The organism is Bacillus sp. RB3, assembly GCF_030164735.1.
GTDB classification, from domain to species: domain Bacteria; phylum Bacillota; class Bacilli; order Bacillales; family Bacillaceae_G; genus Bacillus_A; species Bacillus_A cereus.
The window spans coordinates 85,282-108,942 of the sequence record NZ_JASNGE010000003.1 but is presented as its reverse complement, the minus strand read 5'-3'; the positions used below and the strand labels follow the sequence as shown (position 1 = coordinate 108,942).

Below are 23,661 nucleotides of genomic sequence, written 5' to 3'. Positions count from 1 at the left end.
TCGAAAGAAGGTTTATTATGTTTGCGCTTATTCGTTACCATTTTCTCGACTATACAAAATCGTATAAGTATGTCCCTCCTATTGCGATGTACTTTGTGAGCTTGCTTTTTGTATATACATATAAACCGACTCCTATTGTACCGACATATTTAGAAACAGCTCTCGCGCTTTATTTATTATCTGCCTGGATTACGGTCACAATTTTTCATACTGAAGACCCTGTACAAGAACAAATTACTATTTCTCACACAAATAATATTTCCGCATTATATGTTGGTAAATATATTACAGCTCTTCTCATTTGTACTGTATTATCTTTTATATCCGTAATCTATCCAATTATTTTGCAAATGTTTAATGAAAAAATGACAGTTTCTTTATTTCTAGTCGGATTTCTCTCTCACATGTCTTTCTCTATACTAGGAATTTCAATCGCAACATTATTTACTAGAAATATGATTCAAAAAACAGGCACTGCTTGGCTTAGCCTTACCTTTATATTGCTTATAACGATCGCATCTATCCGGTTTTAAAAAGAGTTATTATGGTTTTTACCACCTGTCGAAAGCTTTCTAATGCTTGGCCAATACAAATATAATATACTGACTCACACACTATGGCTCACAGCTTGGGCTATCGTATATTCATTTTTATTATTTACCTTATTTCTTTTTATCGTTCGCAAAAAACGTTTTTAATTACATATTAAAGGAGACGACACAATGATCGGAATACTAGCAGGAATGGGGCCAAAATCAACTGGACCATTCGTCGATACAGTTGTAGCAGGGTGTCAAACAATATACGGAGCAAAGCATGATATGGACTTTCCTCATATGATGATTTATTCATGCCCAACACCGTTTTACATGGATCGCCCTATTGATCACGAAGCGATGAAAAAAGCGATTATTGAAGGAGCACAAAAACTTGAAAGTACTGGCGCAAGCTTTATCGCTATGCCGTGCAATACGGCGCATCTTTATTTTGAAGAATTACAGCGTTCTCTTTCTATCCCGATTTTAAATATAGTCGATGAAACGTTACAAGCAATTCCTGAAAATATAAAAAGAGTCGCTCTTCTCGCAACAGAAGCAACTGTTCAATCTAGGATTTACCAAGATGGGATTACAAAGCGTAATATAGAATACATTCATCATGAAAAATGGCAGGAAAGCATTAATCAAATTATTACTTGCATTAAATCTGGAGAGATTGAAGAAGCTCGCGAATTGTGGAATGCGCTCGTTTTACAATTGAGAGAGGAAGTTGATACGGTAATTATCGCATGTACTGATTTGAATGTTGTGGCTAGTGAGGATTTTGTTGATTCTTCTCAATGTCTTGCGAAAGCGGTTGTTAGGATGTACTTATCAAATATAATGAGATCTTCATAAACATAAAAAACACTCCTTCTAAAATGTGTTTTCTGTTTAATAAAAATCCCACAAACTTTTAACTTTCTTCACAATTCTTTCAAAGTAATCACACTTAATCTCGCTATATTAAATAAGTAGTTATTCATATAGGGAAGGTTAGGGGAACTGAAAGTATGAAAGTAGATCGTTCGCTTCATTACATTTTTTGGCGTTGGCATTTTTATGCTGGGCTTTTTATTACGCCGCTTCTTATTACGTTGTCACTAAGCGGAATTGGGTATTTATTTCGGGAGGAAGTTGAAGATTTCATCTATAAAGATTTATATTTTGGGAAGAGCGCCCAAACAGAATCTATTTCGATGGCTGATTCTATTTCCTTAACAGAAAAAAAATATCCACATTATAGCGTGGCGAAAATTAGTGAGTTTAATGGGGATTATAATACGAGACTTACGATTACAAATGAATATACAGGGCAACAAAAGTATGTGTATTTAGATAGCAATAATCAAATTGTCGGAGATCAAAACGCAAGTGAAACGTTTGCCAATATAATGCGGGAATTACATAGTTCTCTTTTAGTTGGTGGCACTGTCATCAACTATACTGTAGAACTTGCGGCGTGCTGGACAATCTTTTTAATTGTAACTGGTTTGTATATGAGTATACGACAGTTCAAAAACACACCAGCATCCAATAAGCGAGAAAAAGCAAAACGACGTCATTCTATTATCGGTATTATATTTACAATTCCACTCTTTCTGCTAGTCGCATCTGGATTGCCATGGTCAGGATTTATGGGTAACCAAATTTATAAAATTGCGTCGTCGAATGAATCGCTCGGATATCCGAAATTGTATATGGCGCCGCCTGAATCAAAGGTAAAAGAATTGCCATGGGCAACAAGAAAAGAAGCTCCTCCTGAATCGGATTCAAATGAACCGAAAGCTATTTCTGTCGATGAATTACAAAAAGGAATTGAAATAAAGAAGCCATACGTTATCTCACTACCAGCTGATCCGAAAGGTGTATTCACTGTTTCGAAATCGAGCGGTTCTGGTATTACAGGTATGCATGTTGCACCAAATGAAGAGATAACAGCTTACTTTGATCAATATAGCGGAAAGCTTATTTCCAAAACGGACTATCGTGATTATGGAATACTTGCACAATGGTTCACTTACGGCATCCCGCTTCATGAAGGACATTTATTTGGATGGTCAAATAAAATATTATGCTTACTAACAACATTATCTCTACTACTTCTTATTTATTACGGAGTAAAAATGTGGTTAGCAAGAAAGCCGAAAGGAAAATTAGCAGCACCTCCAAAACAAAGAGATAAGAACAGTATATTCGTTTTCTTTATCATGATGGTTATACTGGGCGCTGTCATGCCTTTATTTGGATTATCTGTATTAGTGATTTTTGCGATTGAACTTCTTATATATGTATTTTCAAAAATACAATCATAATGAAAAGAAAACCACTCTACATGAGTGGTTTTCTTCATCACTGCGCTGTTTTCTTTCGGTACATCTTCCCGTTCCAATAGAAGAATCGTGAAGTGAGGCCTCCGTACTTTACAATGCGCCGTGCCATTTTGTGCATATTCTTTTGTGCCGATACTTTTTGATCTGATAAATAAATACCAAGTAACCCTCGGCTTATAAGGCGATGAAACTTCGCATGAGGCAAATCACCAATGCTCTTCTCTGCTTCTTCTACAAAGTGTTTCATCCGATCTAATATCGCTTGCTCGTTTTCGTAATAACTACAGAAATTCAAATCTCCGCCTATACGGTCTTCTTCTTGATCAATGAAATAATCCAGCAAAATGTGAAGTCCTTGTACGTAAGGGAAGTATCCTTGTCTAATTTTCGCAATATCTTCATCATGTAATTCATCATGAAATGCATATGCGACAAGACAGAAAATCCCAAGTGTAGAACCGGCACATGCTGAAAATTCAAACCAACTCATCTCAGGTAAGTTTTCTTTATGTGCTTCAAACCACGTTTGTAATCGTGGTTCTCTTTCTTCTAATTTTACATGTTTATGAATTTGTAAATCACAATAATAACAAGCAAGTTCATGAAGAACAGGAGCAATTTTATCATAGTGCTTCGTTTTCTTTAAAACATCTTGGCATGTTTCAACAAGTTCATCTAAATAACCACCATCATCTTGATCATCACGATAACGATAATAATTACCGCCGCCTTCTACTTCAGGTGATAATGCCATTAACATCGATTCATGCAGTGCGGCAAAATCATTTGGATCAAGTGATGTACTGCGATCACATAAATTATCTAAATAGTCGCTGATCGTTTGATACGCTACGATAAAACGAATACATTCTTCTCGGTGTTCATTTGCTAGCAGAGCTAAAATGCCACCGCCCTCACAATGAAACGTTTTATGCTCAATACTTGCGATTGCCTGACTATGAAGCTCATCATTCGGAATATGGTAGGCACGCTCTTTCCACATCGCTAGCTCATGGTGTACAACCGGAAACACATCACGGTATACTTTCGCCATGAGCGTTATGGGATTACTCGGTACGTTCACTTCTTCCTTCATCTCCTCTATTAAATGTACAAATAATGATTTATTTGTTTGTTTTTACTATATTATTGACATGCATTTCAGTAAATGACTGAATATAACTCAAAATTTCATCACGCTCATACTCATTTAATAGCTCGTGATAACAATTCGGCCATTCTTTAAAAGCCTTATCACTTATTTTAACACTATCAAACCAAGTGCGGACACGTGTTTTATCTACAAGTTTATCCTCACAAGCTTGCATTAGCAAGAGCGGAACATCTGGAAAATCATCTATTTTTTTATGAGCAATTTCAATAGACTTAATCAATTCACTATACCAACGTACTGATACTTTGCGCAAGAACAAAGAATCATTCTCCATTGCATCTCTCACTTCATGGTTACGTGTTGACATTTCCACCGTAAGATTCGTTGCAAATTGCAATTTTGGAGCCACAACATTTAATATTCTTGAAGCAAATTGAAGCGGAGCAGAGGGTCCAGTCACTACCCCTAAACAAGGCGAACTCAAAATAATACCTTCTACATCTTCTCTCTTCGTTTCTTGCATCATACGAATGATAATAAGACCACCCATACTATGACCGAATAGAAAAATAGGTAACCTATACTTTCTTGCTTCTTTCACCCATAATTTAACTTCCTCTATGTATTCATCAAATGAATCAATATGTCCTCTATTTCTTGAAGTCGTTCCATGTGACGGAAGATCCCCCATCACGACGTGGTAGCCGATATGATTCCACATTTCCGCAACGGCTTCGTAACGTCCGTGATATTCCATTGCGCCGTGCACAATAACAATGACCGCTTTTGCTTCCTCCGCTTCATAATTCCACATACGGCTCTCCTCCATTTCACTCTTTCTCATAATTTGATACACTAAAACTAGTCTCTAGGAAAGGAAGACTTTACATGATATATCCTTACAAAGAAAAAAAACCGAAAATTGCGAGTAGTGCTTTTATCGCTGACTATGTTACGATTACAGGCGATGTTTCCGTTGGCGAGGAATCAAGTATTTGGTTTAATACAGTCATCCGTGGTGATGTGTCACCGACAATCATTGGAGACCGAGTAAATGTACAAGACCAATGTACACTTCACCAAAGCCCGCAGTATCCTCTTATTTTAGAAAACGACGTAACAATTGGGCATCAAGTCATTTTACATAGTTGCCATATTAAGAAAGATGCTTTAATTGGAATGGGATCTATTATATTAGATGGTGCTGAAATTGGCGAAGGAGCTTTTATCGGCGCTGGAAGCCTCGTTTCACAAGGAAAGAAAATTCCACCAAACACGTTAGCTTTCGGTCGTCCCGCGAAAGTCATTCGTGAATTAACAGAAGAAGACCGTAAAGATATGGAGCGTATTCGCACGCAATACGTTGAAAAAGGTCAATATTATAAATCATTACAGAAGTAAATTTCCGCTGCCATAAGATTGGCAGCTTTTTTTATATAAAATCTAACTTTTTCTTTACAAAACATTATTACTCCCTCAACAAAATCTTATTAAAATAAAAGCTAATATCTCCATATATATGTAGATGAGGGAGGAGAATTTTCATGAAGGTCAGTGGGTTATATAAAATAGAATGTTACATTTTCAGAGGAATTAACCGCTACTTTGATCAAAAAACATTAAATATCTTTTTCAGCAATATTACTCATATCGGTGGCGCGACTTTCTCCATCGCACTCACACTTTTCTTTTTAATTTTCGCAAAGGGAACTTTGCATCAAGCTGCAATTGCAACTGCTATTTCGTTAGCAATTAGCCATATTCCTGTGCAAATATTAAAAAGGTGGTATCCGCGAAAACGTCCTTATTTAACAATTCAGGATGCAAAATATCCAGTCCATCCATTAAAAGACCACTCTTTCCCGTCTGGTCATACAACAGCCGTTTTCTCTGTCTTCATTCCATTTATTTGCTATAATCCAAGCTTACTTGCTTTCCTATTACCGTTAGCATTATGCGTCGGTATTTCACGTATTTATTTAGGACTTCACTATCCGTCAGATGTATTCGTCGGTATGTGCCTTGGCACTTGCTCTGGCATCATCTCTTTTTATCAATTCATCCCACTTTTCACATAAAGGAGTGATATGATGAGAGTCGCCATTTTTACCGATACTTTTACGCCACAAGTTAACGGGGTTGCGAAAACGTTAGAGCGATTAACACAATATTTTCAGAAAGAACAGATCTCCTATTCTGTTTTCGCTCCTCAGCATACAGCTGAAGATAATTTTGTAGCGAATGTGAATAAGATGAGAAGTATCCCGTTAACAATATTATATCCAGAATGTCGTTTTTCTTTTCCTACTCCGCGCATTAAACGAGAACTACTTTCCTTTAAACCTGACATTATTCACATTGCCACACCTTTCAACATGGGACTTTGTGGATTGTATTATGCAAAAAAGTTAAACATCCCAGTTGTCGGTTCTTATCATACTGATTTCGATGCCTATTTACGTTATTACAAAATCGAATTCCTCTCCAATATGCTGTGGAACTATTTAAAATGGTTTCATAGTCATATGCAAAAAAATTTTGTACCTTCCTTTGAAACATTACATCAATTAAAAAACAAAGGCTTTCAGACCCTCTCTATATGGGGACGTGGTGTAGATTGCACACTCTTTCATCCTGCTTACAATACAGACCTATTCCGAAAAAAATATAATATTACAGCGAAGTATGTCCTTTCCTATGTTGGACGAATTGCTCCTGAAAAAGATATTGATACGCTACAACACCTTATCGTTAAAACAGCACATACTCGAAACGATATTCATTGGCTCATTGCAGGAGACGGTCCTCTAGCAACAAGTTTACGTGAAGCTGTTCCGAAAACAAATATCACTTTTACTGGCTATTTACAAAGTGCAGATTTAGCTGCAGCATATGCTTGTTCTAACATAATGGTGTTTCCATCAGCTACTGAAACATTCGGAAATGTCGTACTTGAATCACTCGCATGCGGTACACCTGTCATTGGTGCAAGTAGTGGCGGGGTTAAAAATATTATTACAGATGGAAAAACGGGAGTTCTTTGTCCTCCTAAAAATGAAGATGCATTTCTATCATCCATTTATTTTTTATTACAAAATGAAGAAAAACTTGAGCAGATGGGAATAGCAGCTTCATCTTTTGCGAAATCAAAGAGCTGGGATGAGATCTTTCGCGGTTTGCTTAACCAATATGAAGAAGTCCTGCAGCATAACGCATCAGAGTTGCTTGCTTAAATAGAAAAACTCCCTTCAAAAAAACGAAGGGAGTTTATTACATGGTCATAAATTTTAGTTTAATAAATGATACATAAGGTTAAACATTGTTTTATTTCTATATTAATTATATCAAAAATAAACATAACTAAACAGACTTGTAATAAAAACCCATAAAAATTAATATATGGTTATACAGTATTTTAAACTGTATAATGATTTTAAGAATTCCCCTTAAAATCAACTTACTCACATACCTTTATACAGCAATTGTTCCCCAATTCTGTATATCAAAAAACCTTTCATTCATTTGAAAGGTCTTTTTGAGCCTGCACATATTCTTCTTTCGTATTTACATTTATAAACCAATCCGCATTCGCCTGTACATCTTCTCCAGAAACATACTTCACATTACATAGTGATAAAAGCTGGCCCATACTTCTTTTTTCTTCCTGAAGTAAAGCATAAATCTTTTCTTTCACGCGGTTATGATACGCCGCAAGTAGCGGTTGTTTTCTTCCATTAATAATAGGTACAACCGCATCATATTCATTGCTCGTTTGCTCTAGTAAAATGGCAAACCATTGATGCGAAACGTTTGGTGCATCGCAAGGCATAATAGCGTACCAATCTGCTTCTATGTATTCCATACCTGATACAATGCCCGCAAGCGGTCCATTTCCTTTATAGTGCGGGATATCTTCTATAACAGGAACTTGTACGAATTGCTCTACTCGCTCTTTTATATCAGTATGGCTAATTACTACAATGTCTTGCAAAGTAGTTCCCATCACTTTCACAATATGCTCAACAAAAGTAGTTCCCTTCCAAATTGCTAACGCTTTCGGCTCACCAAATCTACTCGACATACCGCCCGCTAATACAATTCCAGCACACTTACTCATTGGCGATGCAGCTCAAATGTAATATGGCCTAATTCCGGTAAAATTAATTTATTCATCGCAAGTCGAACCGCTCCGCTAGACCCTGGCATCGAGAAGACTACTTTGCGCCCAATTGTACCACCAATCGCTCTACTTAACATTGCGCTGCTTCCGATATCTTCTAAATAACTAATCATACGGAACAGCTCACCAAATCCAACAATTTCTTTATCTAATAACGCTGATACTGCTTCAATTGTGACATCGCGTTTCGTAATACCAGTACCGCCGTTTGTTAATACAACATCTACATCTTCCTTATGATAACCAGCTAACACCGCTTGCTGAATACTTTCTTTATCATCTTTTACAATTTCATAAGAAGTTACTTTATGTCCCGCTTCTTTTAACAATTCATGTAATAGTTGTCCGCTCTTATCTGTTTCTTCCGTACGTGTATCGGAAATCGTAACAATCTTGCAACGCACTTCTTTTGGAGCTTGTTTTTTATGTTCAGTTACACTCATTTTTTATCTTTCCTTTCTTAAAGACTTTTCTTCATTTTATCATACATACCTTTACACAATTATGTATGAAGCCAATCATGCGCCATGATACAATATAAGTATACTAACCCACAAAAAGGAAAGTGTACTTTCTTATACTCCTAGACTACACATCTTTGGCTACTCTTTATATTTTCTACATAATAGAATTCAATTTTAAAACTTGTACTAAAAAATAAATTGGAGGTCTACATAGTATGGAACTTTATAAAAAATTAACAACAACATTTATCCTCTTATTCATCGCTTCAATCACTGTCGGCTTTTCCTTAAAAGGCGCAATTCCATACGCTACATTAGTAAGCATTATATTCGCGACACTATTTTTACTAAGTAGTGCCTTTTGCGCAAGTAAAGCACGTCAAATGAAAGGTTGATTACATATGTTCAAAAAGAAATCAATCTTTTGTAAATCATGTAAAACAGAAATACAAACGTATGAAAAAGCGTGGATTCATATGCCCTTTCCGGCGAATGGCATGACAAATATGAAAAAGTATATTGAATTAGAAGGACAAATTTATTGTAGTTCGTGTGTTGAGATAATGAACAAAAACCAGTAAATACAAAAGGGGTGTTTACATTGTTTGAATCCAACCGTATCCAGTTACGAAAGTTTTCCGAAGATGATATTCTAACATATTATAAATGGCATAATGATATAGACGTTATGAGCTCAACTACACTCACTCTTGATAAATATTCCTTTCAAGACACAGAAAAACTTTGCCGGCAATTTATTCATTCTTCGAACTCTAAGAGCTATATCATTGAAGAAAAAGCTACGCATCTTCCAATTGGTATTACTTCTTTAATTCATATTGATTCGTATAATCGAAACGCTGAATGCATTATTGATATTGGTAAAAAGGATTACTGGGGGCAAGGTTATGGGCAGGAAGCTTTAACCCTATTATTGGATTATGCATTTTTAGAATTAAATTTACATCGCCTTTCTTTACGAGTATTTTCTTTTAACGATAGAGCAGTTAAATTATATAAATCACTTGGTTTTCAACATGAAGGAACTTGTAAAGAAGCTATATTCCGCAACGGCACTTGGCATGACATTGAACTCTTCGCTTTATTCCAACGTAATTATAAATAAAAAAAGCTTTGCGCTCACCGCGCAAAGCTTTTTTTCATATATTATAGACCAGCTTGCTCTTTTAAAGCTGCAGCTTTGTCTGTACGTTCCCATGATAGATCTACATCAGTACGTCCGAAGTGGCCGTAAGCTGCTGTTTGTTTGTAAATTGGGCGACGTAAGTCTAACATTTTAATAATACCAGCCGGGCGAAGATCGAAGTTGTTACGAACTAGTTCTACTAGTACGTCTTCAGATACTTTACCAGTGCCGAATGTATCAACTGAAATTGATACTGGTTGTGCTACACCGATTGCGTATGCAAGTTGTACTTCTGCTTTTTCAGCAAGACCAGCTGCTACGATGTTTTTCGCAACATAACGAGCTGCATATGCTGCAGAACGGTCAACTTTCGTTGCATCTTTACCAGAGAATGCACCGCCACCGTGGCGAGCGTATCCACCGTAAGTATCAACGATGATTTTACGTCCTGTTAAACCAGCATCACCTTGTGGTCCACCAATTACGAAGCGGCCAGTTGGATTAATGAAGAATTTCGTTTCTCCATCCATTAATTCTGCTGGTACTACAGCTTTAATTACGTGCTCTTTTAAGTCGCGATCGATTTCTTCCCATGTAACATCTGGGTGATGTTGTGTAGAAATTACGATAGTATCAACACGTACTGGTTTACCATTTTCATCATACTCAACTGTAACTTGCGTTTTTCCATCTGGACGTAAGTATGATAATGTATCATCTTTACGTACTTCAGTTAAACGGCGAGCTAATTTGTGAGCAAGCGAGATTGGAAGTGGCATTAATTCTTGTGTTTCATTACATGCAAAACCAAACATTAAACCTTGGTCCCCTGCACCAATTGCCTCAATCTCAGCGTCAGTCATTTGACCTTCGCGTGCTTCTAGCGCTTGGTCAACACCCATAGCGATGTCAGCAGACTGCTCATCGATAGATGTTAAAACAGCACAAGTTTCTGCATCGAATCCGTATTTTGCGCGTGTGTAACCAATGCCTTGAATTGTTTCACGAACGATTTTCGGAATATCTACGTAAGTAGAAGTCGTAATTTCCCCCGCTACCAATACTAAACCAGTTGTTACAGTTGTTTCACAAGCTACACGTGCATTTGCGTCTTTTGATAAGATCGCATCTAAAATTGAATCAGAAATTTGGTCACAAATTTTATCTGGATGTCCTTCAGTTACAGACTCAGATGTGAACAGATGACGTTTTTTTGTCATGTGGTAAACCTCCCTACAGTAATTGTATATATTGTACGGAACTCATCCTTAATTTGCCACAAACTGCGACATACATTTATTCTCCCACACAAGCATACAGAAAAACCTTTCCTACTTTACATAGAGGAAAGGTTTAATTTGCTACTTGCATACTGCTTTTTGCCCTTCGCTCTTATCGTTCGAGACCTGTAGCCTCGCACAGGTTTTAGCACCTATTCACCTGCATTTATCAATACAAGTGAGGTTGCTGGGCTTCATCGGGCCTGTCCCTCCGCCAGCTCGGGATAAGAGAGTATCCGTCCCAACCTATACTAAAGAAATGATATTCATTTGTCAATTAATATTCACATTTTCCTGAAAGTTTTTCTCAATACGCCTGAAATGAAATATTAATAAGGAAATAATGCATTCACACAAACAAAAAGAAATAAATAGTATACATTATTTATATAATTGTGTTATACTCTTGTTGGGGATTACGAGAAATATTTCATTAAATGAAAAGGATGGTATATAAATATGAGTACTGTGAATGTCCAAATTGGTTTACACGAATTATTGAACGGAAGCAATGCACAGATTCAACTAAGTGTTCCGCAATTAGTGGAAAAAGTATTAATGCGAAATGAAGGGAAATTAACTTCTACTGGTGCCGTTTCTGCTTCAACAGGAAAATATACAGGACGTTCTCCTAAAGATAAATTTATTGTGAAAGAAGCATCGGTTGCTGACAAAATTGCTTGGGGAGCTGTGAACCAACCGATTTCTGAAGAACATTTTAATAAATTATATACTAAAGTTTTAGAATACTTAAAAGAAAAAGAAGAGTTATTCGTCTTCAAAGGATTTGCAGGCGCTGACCGCAATTACCGCCTACCAATTCAAGTTATTAACGAATATGCATGGCACAATTTATTTGTACATCAATTATTCATTCGTCCAACTGAAGAAGAATTAACGACTCATGAATCAGAGTTCACAATTGTTTCTGCACCGAATTTCAAAGCTGATCCAGCTGTTGACGGTACAAACTCTGAAGCATTCATTATGGTTTCATTCGAAAAACGCATCGTATTAATTGGTGGTACAGAATACGCTGGAGAAATGAAAAAATCAATCTTCTCTATTATGAACTTCTTATTACCTGAACAAGATATTCTTTCTATGCACTGTTCTGCAAACGTAGGTGAAGAAGGCGATGTAGCATTATTCTTCGGTTTATCTGGAACAGGTAAAACAACATTATCTGCTGATCCAAACCGTAAATTAATTGGTGATGATGAGCACGGTTGGTCTGATAACGGTGTATTCAATATTGAAGGCGGTTGCTACGCGAAATGTGTAAACCTTTCTCACGAGAAAGAACCACAAATTTTCGATGCAATCACATTTGGATCTGTTTTAGAAAACGTTATCATTAATGACCAAACGCGTATCGCAGACTATAACGATACTACTTTAACAGAAAATACTCGTGCTGCATACCCTATGCATGCGATCGACAATATCGTACTGCCAAGTGTTGCTGGACACCCAAATACAATCATTTTCTTAACTGCTGATGCATCTGGCGTATTGCCTCCAATCAGTAAGTTATCAAAAGAACAAGCTATGTATCATTTCTTAAGTGGTTACACTAGTAAACTAGCAGGAACAGAGCGCGGTGTTACATCTCCGCAAGCAACATTCTCAACTTGCTTCGGTTCACCATTCTTACCACTTGATGCATCTCGCTATGCTGAAATGCTTGGTGAAAAAATTGAGAAACACGATGCGAAAGTATTCTTAGTAAACACTGGCTGGACTGGTGGCGAATACGGCGTTGGTAAACGTATGAACTTAGGTTACACTCGTGCAATGATTCAAGCTGCATTAAACGGTGAACTTGCGAAAACTGAAACAGCTAAACATGACATCTTCGGTCTTGAAGTTCCACTTCACGTACCAGGTGTACCTGACGAAGTGTTAATGCCTGAACAAACTTGGGCTGATAAAGCTGCTTACAAAGCAAAAGCAATCGAACTTGCAAATGAATTCAAAGCTAACTTCAAAAAGTTCGACAGCGTATCTGAAGACATTATTAACTTAGGCGGTCCAATCGCTTAAATTAAAACTTTCTGTTGAAATAACCCTTTACTCATATGAATAAGTGTCGTGTAACCGTAAAGTTTCGCGTACTCACCGACAAAACCCAATGCGGCTTAACGGTTTATACACACTTACATAAAAAAGAAGCTTACGTGAAAACGTAAGCTTCTTTCTATATCTTATATAAAGTGAAACGCTAATCTCTTCATCTGTGACCTAGATTATAAAATTACAGCTTCGAATATATACATTATATCCCTACTGGGTTTCACATCGTATGGGGCTAAAAAAGGCCCTGACCGCTTCTATCCGTGGCTGGATCATCTATTCCATCTAAAAAGAAGTCTTTTACCTTTTTTAGCTCTTTGTTAGTTCTTTCTCATCTTTCATGCTATAGTATCCTAAATTAACAACAATTAAGAAATACCCACCCAAAATCCCTACTGCAAATGCCCACATAACCATGTGGTGCTCAATTTCGTACATAATAATAGCACCCAAAATTGCAGCTGCAAAACGGTTAAACATACCGAGTGTCGGTGCTTTCGTCTTCTTTACAATACTATCTCCAAGCTTCTCAATTCGTCTCCCTAAAAGCCAAACGCAATACATACTTACAATAAGCCCAATTCCAGCACCTAGAAAATGAGCTGAAAACGGCGTTAACATCCAGCCTAGTAAAAGAAAACCTAGTAAATAATACGATTGAATTTTAAACGATCTTAATGACATACTAATCATGCTGTTCTCCTCTTCAGTAATTTTTATCTATCCAACAAAAAATTTCTTTCAAATTCATATTCCTTAAATCCATTTCACTCAAATTAAAAACAACATAAACAGTATGTTTATGTTGTTTAAATATTTTTAGGAAATAATATTATACAAGATTTCAAACATCATATTCTCATATTTTGTGACGGTTTTTCAAACTTTTTTCGTCCATTTATGAAAAAAATGATATCAATCTATGAACATACGGATATGATGTAATAAGCACACAAATAAAGGGGGCGTCTAATGATTTATTTTTTAATGGCTCTCATTCACCTCATTATCCCTGCACTTATTGGACTTTCATTGTATTGGTACACGAAAAACCATAGCATTTTTTACGCTGTCCTCGGTGTTCTTCTTCCAGGTATTATTCTTATTACACTCTTCCGTATTCCATTTTTAAACTTAATTCCACTTATTACTGCTATCTTATTTCTCATCTTCTTACCAAAAATAAAAAAATAGGAAAGCAGATCATAGGTGATCTGTTTTCCTATTTTGATATAGGTTCCCCTGCAATAGAATGAACTTTTACTTTCTCCGATTTCACAAACCATAGACCGACAAAAATGATAATTCCACCGATGATTTGTTGAAACGATACATATTCATTTGCCCAGACAGCTGCAAATAAAACAGCTACAAGCGGCGTTATATACATATATACCATCGTATGTGACGCCCCAATTTTTTGAACACCAACATACCACATTACTAGACCAAATACTGTTACAAAGAAAATAGAATATAGTAAAGCAAATAGTGTCATTCCGTGAGTAATGTGAAATGGCATGACAAACACATGTGGACCACTTAACAATAATAGCGGAATCGCACCCACTAATGCAGACCATGCTGTAACACGTAATGCTGAATATTTTTTAATTAATGGTCCTGCTAAAACAGGATAAAGCCCCCAGCATATTGATGTAATAAGTCCAATTCCATTGCCATAAAAAGAACTAGTAAGCGAATGTCCTGCTACTAAAACTAATGCTGCACCAACAAAGGCAGTCATAGAACCGATTAACTTTCGAGAAGAAAACTTTTCTTGTTTCAAGAAAATCGCAAATGCAGTTGTAAAAATAGGTGAAATAGAAATGAGTAAAGAGGCATTTGTAGCAGATGTATATTTGACAGTTTCCATAAATAACGTTTGATACAGTACAATACCTACAATGCTAACGATAATTAATCTAGGTATATCCTTTCGCTCCATATAAACCGACTTTTCAATAAAAAAGGTAAGGAGTAACAGAAGCGGTGCCGCCGCCATCATGCGAAGTGCAGTAAACTCAATTGCTGTAAATTCTAAAAGTCCATACTTCGCAATTGTATAGTTAATCCCCCAAATAATAACAACACTTAAAATTAACAACTCAATTCCCCATCTTCTCATGCGTATCCCCTCCGCAAAGAAGATTATACAGAAAATTCAATCACATGTACATTTCATTATGTGAAAAAATCTTTTTACTTTTGAAACGTTTTGGTAAATGAAATTATATCGGCGCAACTCCATTTATATCGGCGATTTCCTAAATATATCAGCGCAACTCCATTTATATCAGCGATTTTTTCAATATATCGACTTATCAACAAAAATCGACAATAATAGCGACTTATAAAATAAAAAAGGTGATTCCAAAATACATTTTGGAATCACCTTTCCTTTACTATATTCGAACGTGTAACTTCATATTTGGATTATAAAACTGGCTTGGGCTCTTCAACTGAAAAGTTCCTCCACCTTCATGCCAATCAACCGTTAACTTATCGTCCATAAATACAAGCTTTGTACGATCAGCGATAAAGTTCATTGTGCTTGATTCAATATCCACATCGCGCTCATCTTTCTCTGCTACAGCTACTAAATCGATAATTCCGCTCATGACACAACCGCAACCCTCATTATCGTAAAATAACTTTATATATTTCGCTTCACTTGGAATCGTATCTATAATCTTTTTATATGCTGCTTCTGTTACAGTAACGTACATATGTTAATCTTCATCCTCTCTTCTCTTATCATTCATATATTGTATCACCATTTTTCTTAAAAGTTATATACAGAAAATTAAGACTAATATACAATGTATGTGATAAAGTTTCAGCAATCGAGCTTTTATGAGTAGTTCATGCAGGAGAAAGGAGGTTTACTATCCGTGTTCAAACTACAACGATATCCTATATTATTAGGTCTATTGGGTAGTTTCTTCATTTCTAGCGGAATGCTATTACAGCATGTACTTCCCTATCCTCCTTCTATCGGCTGGATTCTAGGTTTTATTTGTTACCTATCCGCTTCTTATTTTACTACGAAGAATACAAACAACTCATAAAGCAAGAATCATCTTAAGGAGGATTATCAAACATGCCAGCCTTAAAAAAAATAGAGCAATCACTCAATCACTTATTCCAAATTGAAAAATACGGAAAAGATAGTGCCTTTAGTCGATTTATCCCAGCCGTATATGATCCTATCAAATTTCCTTGGCAACAATTTTTCGAAGCAAATTTTGTAGATTTATTTAACGGCCTTATGATGCACGGATCTGAAAATGTAAACAAAGTATTTTTAGCTGTATTCCCTACAGATGACGTTCTCGAAACATTCATTTCACAATCCACACCTGGTGATTTACTCTTTATGCACCATCCCCTTGTAATGGAGTGTGGCGATCCGCTTGGAAGATCAGGTCGCGGTTTCATACCAATTCCTGAAAAATATTTGCAAGGAATAAAAGAAAAACAACTTTCTATATATACATGTCATGTACCAATGGATTTTCATCAAACGCATGGAACGAGTATTTCAATTGCAAAAGCATTAAACGCTACTGTAGTGGACGACTTTGCATATGGAGGTCCAGAACAAGAACCAATTGGCCTTATTTGTGAAATAGATGAAACATCAACAGAAGCACTCCAAAAACATCTAAAACAACTCTTCCAGATTCCTTACACAGACTTCGAAGGTAAACGACATGATTACATTAAAAAAATCGCAATTATCGCTGGGTGTGGCGATGTTGTATCTTTAATGAAGGAAGCAGAAGAAAAAGGTGCTGAAGCATATATTACAGGAGAAATCCATTGCCATATCGACAATGATTACGGCCGACATAAATACTCGCTCATTATGGATTATGTAAAAGAAACGAATATGTCTCTAATTGGTGTGTCACACTCTGCCTCTGAATATTTAGTGAAAGAGACATTGATGTATGATTGGTTTAAAGAAAATTTTGATGTGGATGTTATTTTGCTTCCGCAGGAGAAATGGTGGCTCTAACGCTATCATTTTTTAAATTTATATACACAATACAATCGACCACAGAAAAATAGAGAAATGTGAAAGCACCACCTGTACCAACGTAAATGCTTTCGTTGTGCCGGAAAACGAACCTACTGGTAGCACCGAGTTTACTGGTGCTACCAGTATTACAGCATGAATATATATTCTATTTTTCTAATCACTGACATATAGCAATTCATTTCATAAAAAAAAGACCCGAGATTCGGGTCAACAAATAGAAATATAAATGAACTACAACAAATAACAGACAAAGCCATTATATATTTTTCATAGTAAAACATCCATTATTTTCTTTTTACACTATCAATATATTATTTTTCGTTATCGTCCTCTTTTTTAGAACGTCTACCTAAGAAGAACACAAAAACATTACTTCCAAATAAGTGATGTTTTTTCTATTTAATGCAGTGGTAACATAACCTCAACCGTTGTTCCAACCCCAACTTCACTTTCAAAACTCATTTTACCATTGTGGTCTTTAATAATTTTTTCTGTAACTACTAAACCTAGACCAGTTCCTGTTTCTTTCGTTGTATAAAAGGCTTCATTTAACTTTGGAATTTTATCTTTTGGAATACCACATCCCTCATCTTTCACTTGAACGATGATTCCATCTTTTACAGTAACTTTAATCGTAATTGTTCCCCCAACTGACATTGCTTCAATTGCATTTTTGATTAAATTAAAAAAGACCTGTTTTAATCGTTTTTCATCACATGTAATGGACGGTAAGTCTTTACTGTAAATACCTTGTATGTGGACTCCTTGTTTTAAAGCAGGCTTTTCCATAACTCGAATAACATAAGAGATAATTTCTTGTATGTTATGAGTTTCTGATTCTAGTGATTTAGATTTCTCAAATCCACTAAGTTCTGTAGCAATTATATGAATCCGATCTACTTCTTGTTTCATAATATCACTATAAATTTTATCCTCTGGATGCTTGTCGGCTTGTTTATTCACAAGTTTTTTTAAGTTTGCTAAAGGTCTTCTAATCTTATAACCAATAACCGTTGCCATTTTTCCAACAGCTGCTAGTTTTTCTGTCTGTTTTATTTCTTTGTCCATCATCTCAAGCGTACGAACGTAAGACTGAACCCTCAAAAATATAATCCAACATATAATAGTAAATACACTATATAATGCCATTGGGATTAAAACGAGAGAAGATTGAATAATGATTCCTGTAAGAGCGTACTTCCCGACAAGTATCGCTGGAACTAACCAGAAATATCTTTTGTTCACAAAGATTGGTGCGAACAAAATAAAAAATACTTCTACTATATTTCCACCGTCAAATTCCGCATCGCTACCATAATAAATCATAATGTTATGGATACAATCTAATACATTATAGCCAATTAGAATAATATACTTTACCACAAAAACATTCTTCCATTTCATAAAGTATATTCCACTGCAAAACAATACTACCGTCAAAAAGTAAAGCCATAAACCTAAACCATCTTCAAACTTTCCTACGCCTTCTTGCTCTCCCGCGATTAAAGGTACGATAAATTCATAGGCAAGATCATACACAAAAAATATAATAAAAAATAAACTTAAAAATACTTTCAATGCCTTTATTTCTTCATTTTTAAATATATAGCCTTTATTCATATGGTAACTCCTAGCTTTTCTTCCACTTGGATTTCAGTATTTCCACACTTCCTTGGGAGAATGATGTCTATTCTCGTTCCAGTATCTCTTTCACTTGAAATATGCAGCTCACCAAGGTGCTCGGCGACAATTCGATTCGCTACCGTAAGTCCCAGACCAATTTTATCTTGTTTCGTTGTATAAAAGGCTTCTGTAACACGGGTTAAGTTTTCTTGCTTAATACCATGACCATTATCGATTACGCTGATTATTACATATTCTTTCCCTTTATTCTCTAATTGCAAATGTAATATGCCACCTTGTTCCATTGCCTCTAAAGCATTTTTTATCGTATATAAAAAGACTCCTCTTATTTTTCGTTCATCACATTCAACTTCTATTGTTTTTTCTTCCACATTAGAAATAAACTGCACGTTTAATTCATTCATTTTTCCGCGAAGACTTGTTATTACTTGTAATACAATTTTTCCTACATCATGTTTCTTATAAATAGAAGGTTTGCATGTAGCAACTTCCATCAACTCACTTATCATATTATTCATATTTTCTATTTCAAAAATCATACGTTTATAAATAGGATCCTCTTCATGCTTCTCTCGTTGTAATTGCGTAAATCCTTTTAATGAAGCCAGTGGATTTTTAATTTCATGTCCAACAGTCGCTGCCATTTTTCCGATTACTGCTAATTTTTGTGATTCACTAGCAATCGCAATACTTTCCTTTACGGCTGAAAGATATTGTAAAAATCGATTTAAAATGATATATGCAACTATTAACATAAGTGTACACATAATAAGGAACATAAATGCTTTTATTTCCTCTAATACAAATAAATAAATTAAATATTTTCCTACAATAGAGGAAAGCAAAAACACATAAAATTTTTTATTTAAAAATATGGGTACAAAGAAAATGAGAATAATTTCTATTATATTTGTCGCATCAAACGCCGCCTTATTATAAAAAATATACGAAACTATATTAGCGATTTCTATCCCTATGTATGCAAATATCCATGCATATTTAACAAGGTTTGCCTTCTCTTTTTTCAGTAAATATATATTCACGCATAGTATTGCTACTCCGCAAATAACTTGCCATATTATGTTGTATCCCTTATCCATTATTGATTTATCTTCTAATACGATTGCATAGAAAATTTGATATACAATAACAATGACATATAACACCCATAAAAGGAGTTTTGCATTCCTTTCTTCTTCTTTATATGATAGAAAACTTTCTTTCACTTCAACACCCCTTCAAAATAACATCTCAAAGAATACCATTTATTATAATAAATGATTTTCATAGACAAACAAAGATAAATCGAACATTTGAGGAAAATCGTACCAAAAACGCAATATATTTAGACTATATACAGAGCATAAAATCTATGATCATTAATACGTATATTATGGAGGATGTTTTATATAGACGGCCTAAAAAGTAAAACAAAGCTTTTAGAATGGAGCCTATTGATAGAACAGGGGGAGTTTTATGTTTGTTACTGTCGAGAAAGATGTGCATATTTTTGTGCAAGACGTTAATCCTGGTCCAGGTAGTAAGACTGTTTTCTTCGTTCACGGATGGCCTTTAAATCATCAAATGTATCAATATCAACTCAATGTTTTACCAGAGCATGGCTTTCGTTGTATCGCCATGGATATACGAGGGAATGGGCAATCTGATAAGCCATGGACTGGTTACACGTATGATCGATTAGCCGATGATATCGCAATTGTTCTAGAAGCACTCCAAGTAGAGAACGCTACATTAGTCGGTTTCTCAGTTGGTGGTGCTCTTTCTATTCGCTATATGTCTCGCTATCATAGGCGCCGCATTTCTAAGCTCGCATTAATTGACGCTGTCTCCCCCTCTTTCGTTAAAAATCAAGAGTCCCCTTACGGTGTACCGAAAGAACAAGCAGATGCTCTCATTAATCAAATGTATGCTAATTTACCAAAATTTTTAAATGACGTATCTTTATCCTTTTTCAATAGAAACTTAGGGGCTGCAACCCTTGAATGGTTTTCTTATCTCGGTATGCAGTCCGCTTCTTATGCCCTTATCAAAATTTTACAAGCAGCTGCAAATGAAGATGTAACGAAAGATTTAAATAAAATTAACGTCCCAACAAAAATCTTCCACGGCGTTCACGACCAACTAATTCCTTACAAAAGTGCTGAGCTCACGCAACAACGAATTAAAAATTCTCAGTTACATGCTCTTACAAATAGTGGTCATGGTTCACCAATCGATCAAGCGGATGAATTAAATAAAGAACTGATAAAATTTTTACATGCATAACAACTGCAATACAAGAACGAAAGTTAATATAATAGATTTTTTCACAAAACATAAAATTCACATATTTCTCACAAATACACAAATAAAACGATTACATTTTCATATATACTAAATGTACAGGTAATACTCCCTAAACCCAGCTTGTCTGGTTACCCCGTTAAATACTATGAAAAAAGAACTTGTATCGTTATACAAGTTCTTTTTGTTTCTTTTATTTAAAGAGGATATCTGTACTATATTGATTTCCAACGAGTAAATCATATTGGAGCATTTTATATTGCTCTAACATTTCTTTTTGTTTCTTTGTTAAATCATTGATTACTTCTCCATTTTTATCAACTTTTAATTCATCTCTAAGCACTGGTATTTCCTTGTAAAGTTCCGATAAAAATTGATAAAATAAGGATTTATTTAATCCTGCATAATCAAAAATAAGATTAGAAAAATGAATTGGGCTTACTAAACCTAAATTATCATTTGGCATATCAAAGTTTGCATACATTAATAGCGGCGTTTGCGCCATCGCTAAACGTTCACTCGGTGTTTTTTCATTCGTTATATACCCGTTTTCTTTATAAAAAGATTTATTTGTTCCTAGTGATGGAAGATGATCTCCAAAGAATACTAATAATGTAGGTCTATCTAAATTATCTAGTTGCTCTATTAAATATTGAAGTGCCTCATCTGAACGTCTTAACCCTTCTGTATACGTCTCTAATTCTCCCTTTGATTCTTCATTTTCTAGCCCGCTAATTTCTATTAGGTTTTCACCAAATCGGCCCTCTGTAAATGGAAAATGATTTTGCATCGTAACTGCATGAATAAATGTAGGCTGTTTTTGTTCCTCTAACTCAGCAATTATCTCTTTACTTATCGCTAAATCACTAATATAATCTCCATCAATATCCACATTTTTCATCGTGTCCTCTGCATTAAACTTATCAAATCCTAACACCTTATATACATCATCACGTTTAAAGAATGTGCGACCAAATGAATGAATTGCACTTGTGTAATACCCTTCTTTTTTCAACGCCGTAGGGATTGATGGAATTTCTTTCTTATTTGTAATAACCTGCTGATATGGTATAGAACCTGGCTTTAACAAACTCATTGAATAACTTGTTAATGCCTCAAATTCAACGTTCGCTGTATTTCCCCCAAATGTAGGAGAAATAGTTTGTCCCCCAGGAAAGTTTTCTATATAATGATGCAAATTTGGTACAGGATCTTCACTAAAAGAAAGGTTGGTTACTTTCGTCGGATCCCAAAACGATTCACTCATTACAAAAATAATATTCGGTTTCTCTTTTTTCTTTTGATTCCCTATATTTCCACTATATTGTTTTTTTATATCGTTTGCTATTTGAAGCATATTTTCTTTAGAATAATTTTTTGGTTTTTCCATAACTGTTGTATCTAAATTGCTAATAAACCCAAGTACAAAACCATTTGAAGCGTAGTTCTCATTTTGATTCCACAAAACAAAATCTACACCTGATTTTTGAAATACTTTATTCATAAATGTATTCGCAAAATTACCGTACGCATATAGAACAAAAATAGATCCTACTACTAATAAGGCTCTTATTCCTAGATGAATCTTTACATTTTGAATATACCTTCTCATATATATCCCTGCTACAATACAAGCTACGATACTTACGATAATGACAAAAATATAACTCCAACTAAAATAGTCCATCACCATCGGTATAACAGATTGCATATGCGTAATTTGTGTGAAATCAGAAGGATATAACGGATCACCTCTGAAAATAAGCTTCAAATAATTCACAATACATAAAATGACTAACGTACAGCTCGTTAAAACCATACTTAGAAAAACCTTACCTATTAAATTATATACAAGAATATATATTGCATAAATTACTACAAAACTTAATATAAACTGCATATTATAAAAGTAAATCCAATTCATTGCCTCTATGAAACTCATATTAACTTGCATGACAATATAAAATAACGCTACTGTATGAGCTAATAAAAGTAATATAAAATGCACTCGCAGGGATGCTCTAAGTATAGACATCTCTTTTTTATTGAAATGCGTAATATAAAACGTTATGCCCCATATGAAAATCATCATAACACTTAAAACAAGCTTTTGATTTAAATGATCTTTCATCATGTCTAAATTAAAAACCTTTAAAATCATAAACAGCATAGTTATTACTAATAAAGTCACCATACTACTTATAATGCTAGAAATTAATATATTTCTTTTTGGAAGATGAAAAAGTGTAGAACCATACTTCAATTCATTCCCTCGTTTCTATGTCTTAATTTCCCCCGCATCGAAAGAACTATTTCTATTAAAATAACATATATTACATATTTCGTCTGCATACTTGCTTCTACCATAAATGTATTGTCTTAATATTCCCTTAATCAACAGTTAAATTGTGGTATACAAATTACTCATTCTTGAAAAACTTAATTTCAGCATTCCACTTTATGATATAATAACTATGTTTTGGAAATCCTTAATACTATTAAAGATTTCACATAAAAATACGAAAGAATTAA

Annotated in this window: 24 protein-coding genes, 1 pseudogene and 1 riboswitch; of the genes and pseudogenes, 14 read left to right on the top strand and 11 right to left on the bottom strand. The window is 35.0% G+C overall.

The genetic code is table 11. From position 1 onward, the window contains the following. Positions 1-17 precede the first annotated feature (17 nt). The 3 genes and pseudogenes from QO049_RS05945 (at position 18) to QO049_RS05935 (ending at position 2,854) form a co-directional block, all read left to right on the top strand. A pseudogene (locus QO049_RS05945) lies at positions 18-698 on the top strand (ABC transporter permease). Positions 699-722: 24 nt separating this feature from the next. Further along, complete coding sequence (locus QO049_RS05940; RefSeq protein ID WP_246961432.1) at positions 723-1,397, top strand: aspartate/glutamate racemase family protein; 675 nt, start codon at positions 723-725, stop codon at positions 1,395-1,397. A 155-nt stretch (positions 1,398-1,552) separates the two neighbouring features. After that, positions 1,553-2,854: a PepSY-associated TM helix domain-containing protein gene (locus tag QO049_RS05935; protein WP_246961433.1), complete on the top strand. Its 1,302-nt coding sequence runs from the start codon at positions 1,553-1,555 to the stop codon at positions 2,852-2,854. A 37-nt stretch (positions 2,855-2,891) separates the two neighbouring features. On the opposite strand, the gene QO049_RS05930 is transcribed toward QO049_RS05935, so the two are convergent. Then, positions 2,892-3,956, bottom strand: a complete 1,065-nt coding sequence (locus tag QO049_RS05930; RefSeq protein WP_070757014.1) for a tetraprenyl-beta-curcumene synthase family protein — start codon at positions 3,954-3,956, stop codon at positions 2,892-2,894. A 40-nt stretch (positions 3,957-3,996) separates the two neighbouring features. Continuing rightward, entirely contained in the window at positions 3,997-4,800 is an 804-nt protein-coding gene (locus QO049_RS05925) for an alpha/beta hydrolase (RefSeq protein WP_284489202.1), read from the bottom strand. A 74-nt stretch (positions 4,801-4,874) separates the two neighbouring features. On the opposite strand from QO049_RS05925, the gene QO049_RS05920 reads away from it, so the two are divergent. The 3 genes from QO049_RS05920 to QO049_RS05910 all read left to right on the top strand — a co-directional run bounded on the left by QO049_RS05920 (position 4,875) and on the right by QO049_RS05910 (position 7,219). Further along, positions 4,875-5,387: a gamma carbonic anhydrase gene (locus QO049_RS05920; protein WP_000640186.1), complete on the top strand. Its 513-nt coding sequence runs from the start codon at positions 4,875-4,877 to the stop codon at positions 5,385-5,387. 143 nt (positions 5,388-5,530) lie between these two features. Next, positions 5,531-6,064, top strand: a complete 534-nt coding sequence (locus QO049_RS05915) for a phosphatase PAP2 family protein (RefSeq protein ID WP_000868592.1) — start codon at positions 5,531-5,533, stop codon at positions 6,062-6,064. A gap of 12 nt (positions 6,065-6,076) precedes the next feature. Beyond that, on the top strand, positions 6,077-7,219 hold the full coding sequence (locus QO049_RS05910) for a glycosyltransferase family 4 protein (protein ID WP_098283988.1): 1,143 nt from the start codon (positions 6,077-6,079) through the stop codon (positions 7,217-7,219). Positions 7,220-7,500: 281 nt separating this feature from the next. On the opposite strand, the gene QO049_RS05905 is transcribed toward QO049_RS05910, so the two are convergent. Continuing rightward, on the bottom strand, positions 7,501-8,103 hold the full coding sequence (locus QO049_RS05905) for a molybdenum cofactor guanylyltransferase (protein WP_000030834.1): 603 nt from the start codon (positions 8,101-8,103) through the stop codon (positions 7,501-7,503). After that, positions 8,100-8,609: a MogA/MoaB family molybdenum cofactor biosynthesis protein gene (locus QO049_RS05900; protein WP_000117124.1), complete on the bottom strand. Its 510-nt coding sequence runs from the start codon at positions 8,607-8,609 to the stop codon at positions 8,100-8,102. The genes QO049_RS05905 and QO049_RS05900 overlap by 4 nt, the downstream gene beginning before the upstream one ends. A 236-nt stretch (positions 8,610-8,845) precedes the next feature. Here QO049_RS05900 and QO049_RS05895 point away from each other — a divergent pair, with 236 nt between their 5' ends. From QO049_RS05895 to QO049_RS05885, 3 genes are read left to right on the top strand one after another with little or no spacing between them, the layout of a single operon-like run. After that, entirely contained in the window at positions 8,846-9,025 is a 180-nt protein-coding gene (locus tag QO049_RS05895; protein WP_000424800.1) for a hypothetical protein, read from the top strand. 6 nt (positions 9,026-9,031) lie between these two features. Then, positions 9,032-9,211: a hypothetical protein gene (locus tag QO049_RS05890; protein WP_000473617.1), complete on the top strand. Its 180-nt coding sequence runs from the start codon at positions 9,032-9,034 to the stop codon at positions 9,209-9,211. Between the two features lie 20 nt (positions 9,212-9,231). Next, entirely contained in the window at positions 9,232-9,756 is a 525-nt protein-coding gene (locus QO049_RS05885) for a GNAT family N-acetyltransferase (protein ID WP_000464120.1), read from the top strand. Between the two features lie 41 nt (positions 9,757-9,797). Here the strand turns inward: QO049_RS05885 and metK are convergent, their stop codons facing one another. Continuing rightward, positions 9,798-10,997: a methionine adenosyltransferase gene (gene metK, locus QO049_RS05880; protein ID WP_000163123.1), complete on the bottom strand. Its 1,200-nt coding sequence runs from the start codon at positions 10,995-10,997 to the stop codon at positions 9,798-9,800. Between the two features lie 169 nt (positions 10,998-11,166). Next, a riboswitch (SAM riboswitch) is annotated at positions 11,167-11,288 on the bottom strand. A gap of 228 nt (positions 11,289-11,516) precedes the next feature. On the opposite strand from metK, the gene pckA reads away from it, so the two are divergent. Beyond that, positions 11,517-13,103, top strand: a complete 1,587-nt coding sequence (gene pckA / locus QO049_RS05875) for a phosphoenolpyruvate carboxykinase (ATP) (protein ID WP_000108802.1) — start codon at positions 11,517-11,519, stop codon at positions 13,101-13,103. Positions 13,104-13,442: 339 nt separating this feature from the next. On the opposite strand, the gene QO049_RS05870 is transcribed toward pckA, so the two are convergent. After that, positions 13,443-13,826 carry an ATP synthase subunit I gene (locus QO049_RS05870; protein ID WP_000624933.1) on the bottom strand — a complete coding sequence of 128 codons (384 nt, stop codon included), beginning with the start codon at positions 13,824-13,826 and terminating at the stop codon, positions 13,443-13,445. A 279-nt stretch (positions 13,827-14,105) separates the two neighbouring features. On the opposite strand from QO049_RS05870, the gene QO049_RS05865 reads away from it, so the two are divergent. Then, entirely contained in the window at positions 14,106-14,327 is a 222-nt protein-coding gene (locus QO049_RS05865; RefSeq protein WP_000639042.1) for a hypothetical protein, read from the top strand. A gap of 28 nt (positions 14,328-14,355) precedes the next feature. Here the strand turns inward: QO049_RS05865 and QO049_RS05860 are convergent, their stop codons facing one another. Next, positions 14,356-15,261, bottom strand: coding sequence for a DMT family transporter (locus QO049_RS05860; protein WP_001255414.1), 906 nt, complete (start codon positions 15,259-15,261; stop codon positions 14,356-14,358). A gap of 277 nt (positions 15,262-15,538) precedes the next feature. Beyond that, positions 15,539-15,862, bottom strand: a complete 324-nt coding sequence (locus QO049_RS05855) for an iron-sulfur cluster biosynthesis family protein (RefSeq protein WP_084063911.1) — start codon at positions 15,860-15,862, stop codon at positions 15,539-15,541. A gap of 165 nt (positions 15,863-16,027) precedes the next feature. On the opposite strand from QO049_RS05855, the gene QO049_RS05850 reads away from it, so the two are divergent. After that, the gene (locus QO049_RS05850; RefSeq protein ID WP_097842346.1) at positions 16,028-16,204 is read left to right on the top strand and encodes a hypothetical protein; all 177 of its coding nucleotides are present in this window, start codon (positions 16,028-16,030) and stop codon (positions 16,202-16,204) included. 32 nt (positions 16,205-16,236) lie between these two features. After that, positions 16,237-17,157 carry a Nif3-like dinuclear metal center hexameric protein gene (locus QO049_RS05845; protein ID WP_098283989.1) on the top strand — a complete coding sequence of 307 codons (921 nt, stop codon included), beginning with the start codon at positions 16,237-16,239 and terminating at the stop codon, positions 17,155-17,157. Positions 17,158-17,580: 423 nt separating this feature from the next. Here the strand turns inward: QO049_RS05845 and QO049_RS05840 are convergent, their stop codons facing one another. Next, a complete protein-coding gene (locus QO049_RS05840) occupies positions 17,581-18,801 on the bottom strand; it encodes an ATP-binding protein (protein WP_001032637.1) in 1,221 nt (406 codons plus the stop codon). Beyond that, complete coding sequence (locus tag QO049_RS05835) at positions 18,798-20,051, bottom strand: ATP-binding protein (RefSeq protein ID WP_061654617.1); 1,254 nt, start codon at positions 20,049-20,051, stop codon at positions 18,798-18,800. Before QO049_RS05835 ends, QO049_RS05840 begins: the two co-directional genes overlap by 4 nt. A gap of 250 nt (positions 20,052-20,301) precedes the next feature. On the opposite strand from QO049_RS05835, the gene QO049_RS05830 reads away from it, so the two are divergent. Then, positions 20,302-21,111 (top strand): alpha/beta fold hydrolase, encoded by an 810-nt coding sequence (locus QO049_RS05830; protein ID WP_284489201.1) that lies wholly within the window; start codon positions 20,302-20,304, stop codon positions 21,109-21,111. A gap of 211 nt (positions 21,112-21,322) precedes the next feature. On the opposite strand, the gene QO049_RS05825 is transcribed toward QO049_RS05830, so the two are convergent. Beyond that, the gene (locus QO049_RS05825) at positions 21,323-23,392 is read right to left on the bottom strand and encodes an LTA synthase family protein (protein WP_098279282.1); all 2,070 of its coding nucleotides are present in this window, start codon (positions 23,390-23,392) and stop codon (positions 21,323-21,325) included. Positions 23,393-23,661: the final 269 nt, after the last annotated feature.

Coding starts and splice junctions, on each gene's coding strand:
- QO049_RS05940 (WP_246961432.1), top strand. CDS start 723: ATGATCGGAATACTAGCAGGAATGGGGCCAAAATCAACTGGACCATTC.
- QO049_RS05935 (WP_246961433.1), top strand. CDS start 1,553: ATGAAAGTAGATCGTTCGCTTCATTACATTTTTTGGCGTTGGCATTTT.
- QO049_RS05925 (WP_284489202.1), bottom strand. CDS start 4,800: ATGTGGAATTATGAAGCGGAGGAAGCAAAAGCGGTCATTGTTATTGTG.
- QO049_RS05920 (WP_000640186.1), top strand. CDS start 4,875: ATGATATATCCTTACAAAGAAAAAAAACCGAAAATTGCGAGTAGTGCT.
- QO049_RS05915 (WP_000868592.1), top strand. CDS start 5,531: ATGAAGGTCAGTGGGTTATATAAAATAGAATGTTACATTTTCAGAGGA.
- QO049_RS05910 (WP_098283988.1), top strand. CDS start 6,077: ATGAGAGTCGCCATTTTTACCGATACTTTTACGCCACAAGTTAACGGG.
- QO049_RS05905 (WP_000030834.1), bottom strand. CDS start 8,103: ATGAGTAAGTGTGCTGGAATTGTATTAGCGGGCGGTATGTCGAGTAGA.
- QO049_RS05900 (WP_000117124.1), bottom strand. CDS start 8,609: ATGAGTGTAACTGAACATAAAAAACAAGCTCCAAAAGAAGTGCGTTGC.
- QO049_RS05895 (WP_000424800.1), top strand. CDS start 8,846: ATGGAACTTTATAAAAAATTAACAACAACATTTATCCTCTTATTCATC.
- QO049_RS05890 (WP_000473617.1), top strand. CDS start 9,032: ATGTTCAAAAAGAAATCAATCTTTTGTAAATCATGTAAAACAGAAATA.
- metK (WP_000163123.1), bottom strand. CDS start 10,997: ATGACAAAAAAACGTCATCTGTTCACATCTGAGTCTGTAACTGAAGGA.
- pckA (WP_000108802.1), top strand. CDS start 11,517: ATGAGTACTGTGAATGTCCAAATTGGTTTACACGAATTATTGAACGGA.
- QO049_RS05870 (WP_000624933.1), bottom strand. CDS start 13,826: ATGATTAGTATGTCATTAAGATCGTTTAAAATTCAATCGTATTATTTA.
- QO049_RS05865 (WP_000639042.1), top strand. CDS start 14,106: ATGATTTATTTTTTAATGGCTCTCATTCACCTCATTATCCCTGCACTT.
- QO049_RS05860 (WP_001255414.1), bottom strand. CDS start 15,261: ATGAGAAGATGGGGAATTGAGTTGTTAATTTTAAGTGTTGTTATTATT.
- QO049_RS05855 (WP_084063911.1), bottom strand. CDS start 15,862: ATGTACGTTACTGTAACAGAAGCAGCATATAAAAAGATTATAGATACG.
- QO049_RS05845 (WP_098283989.1), top strand. CDS start 16,237: ATGCCAGCCTTAAAAAAAATAGAGCAATCACTCAATCACTTATTCCAA.
- QO049_RS05840 (WP_001032637.1), bottom strand. CDS start 18,801: ATGAATAAAGGCTATATATTTAAAAATGAAGAAATAAAGGCATTGAAA.
- QO049_RS05830 (WP_284489201.1), top strand. CDS start 20,302: ATGTTTGTTACTGTCGAGAAAGATGTGCATATTTTTGTGCAAGACGTT.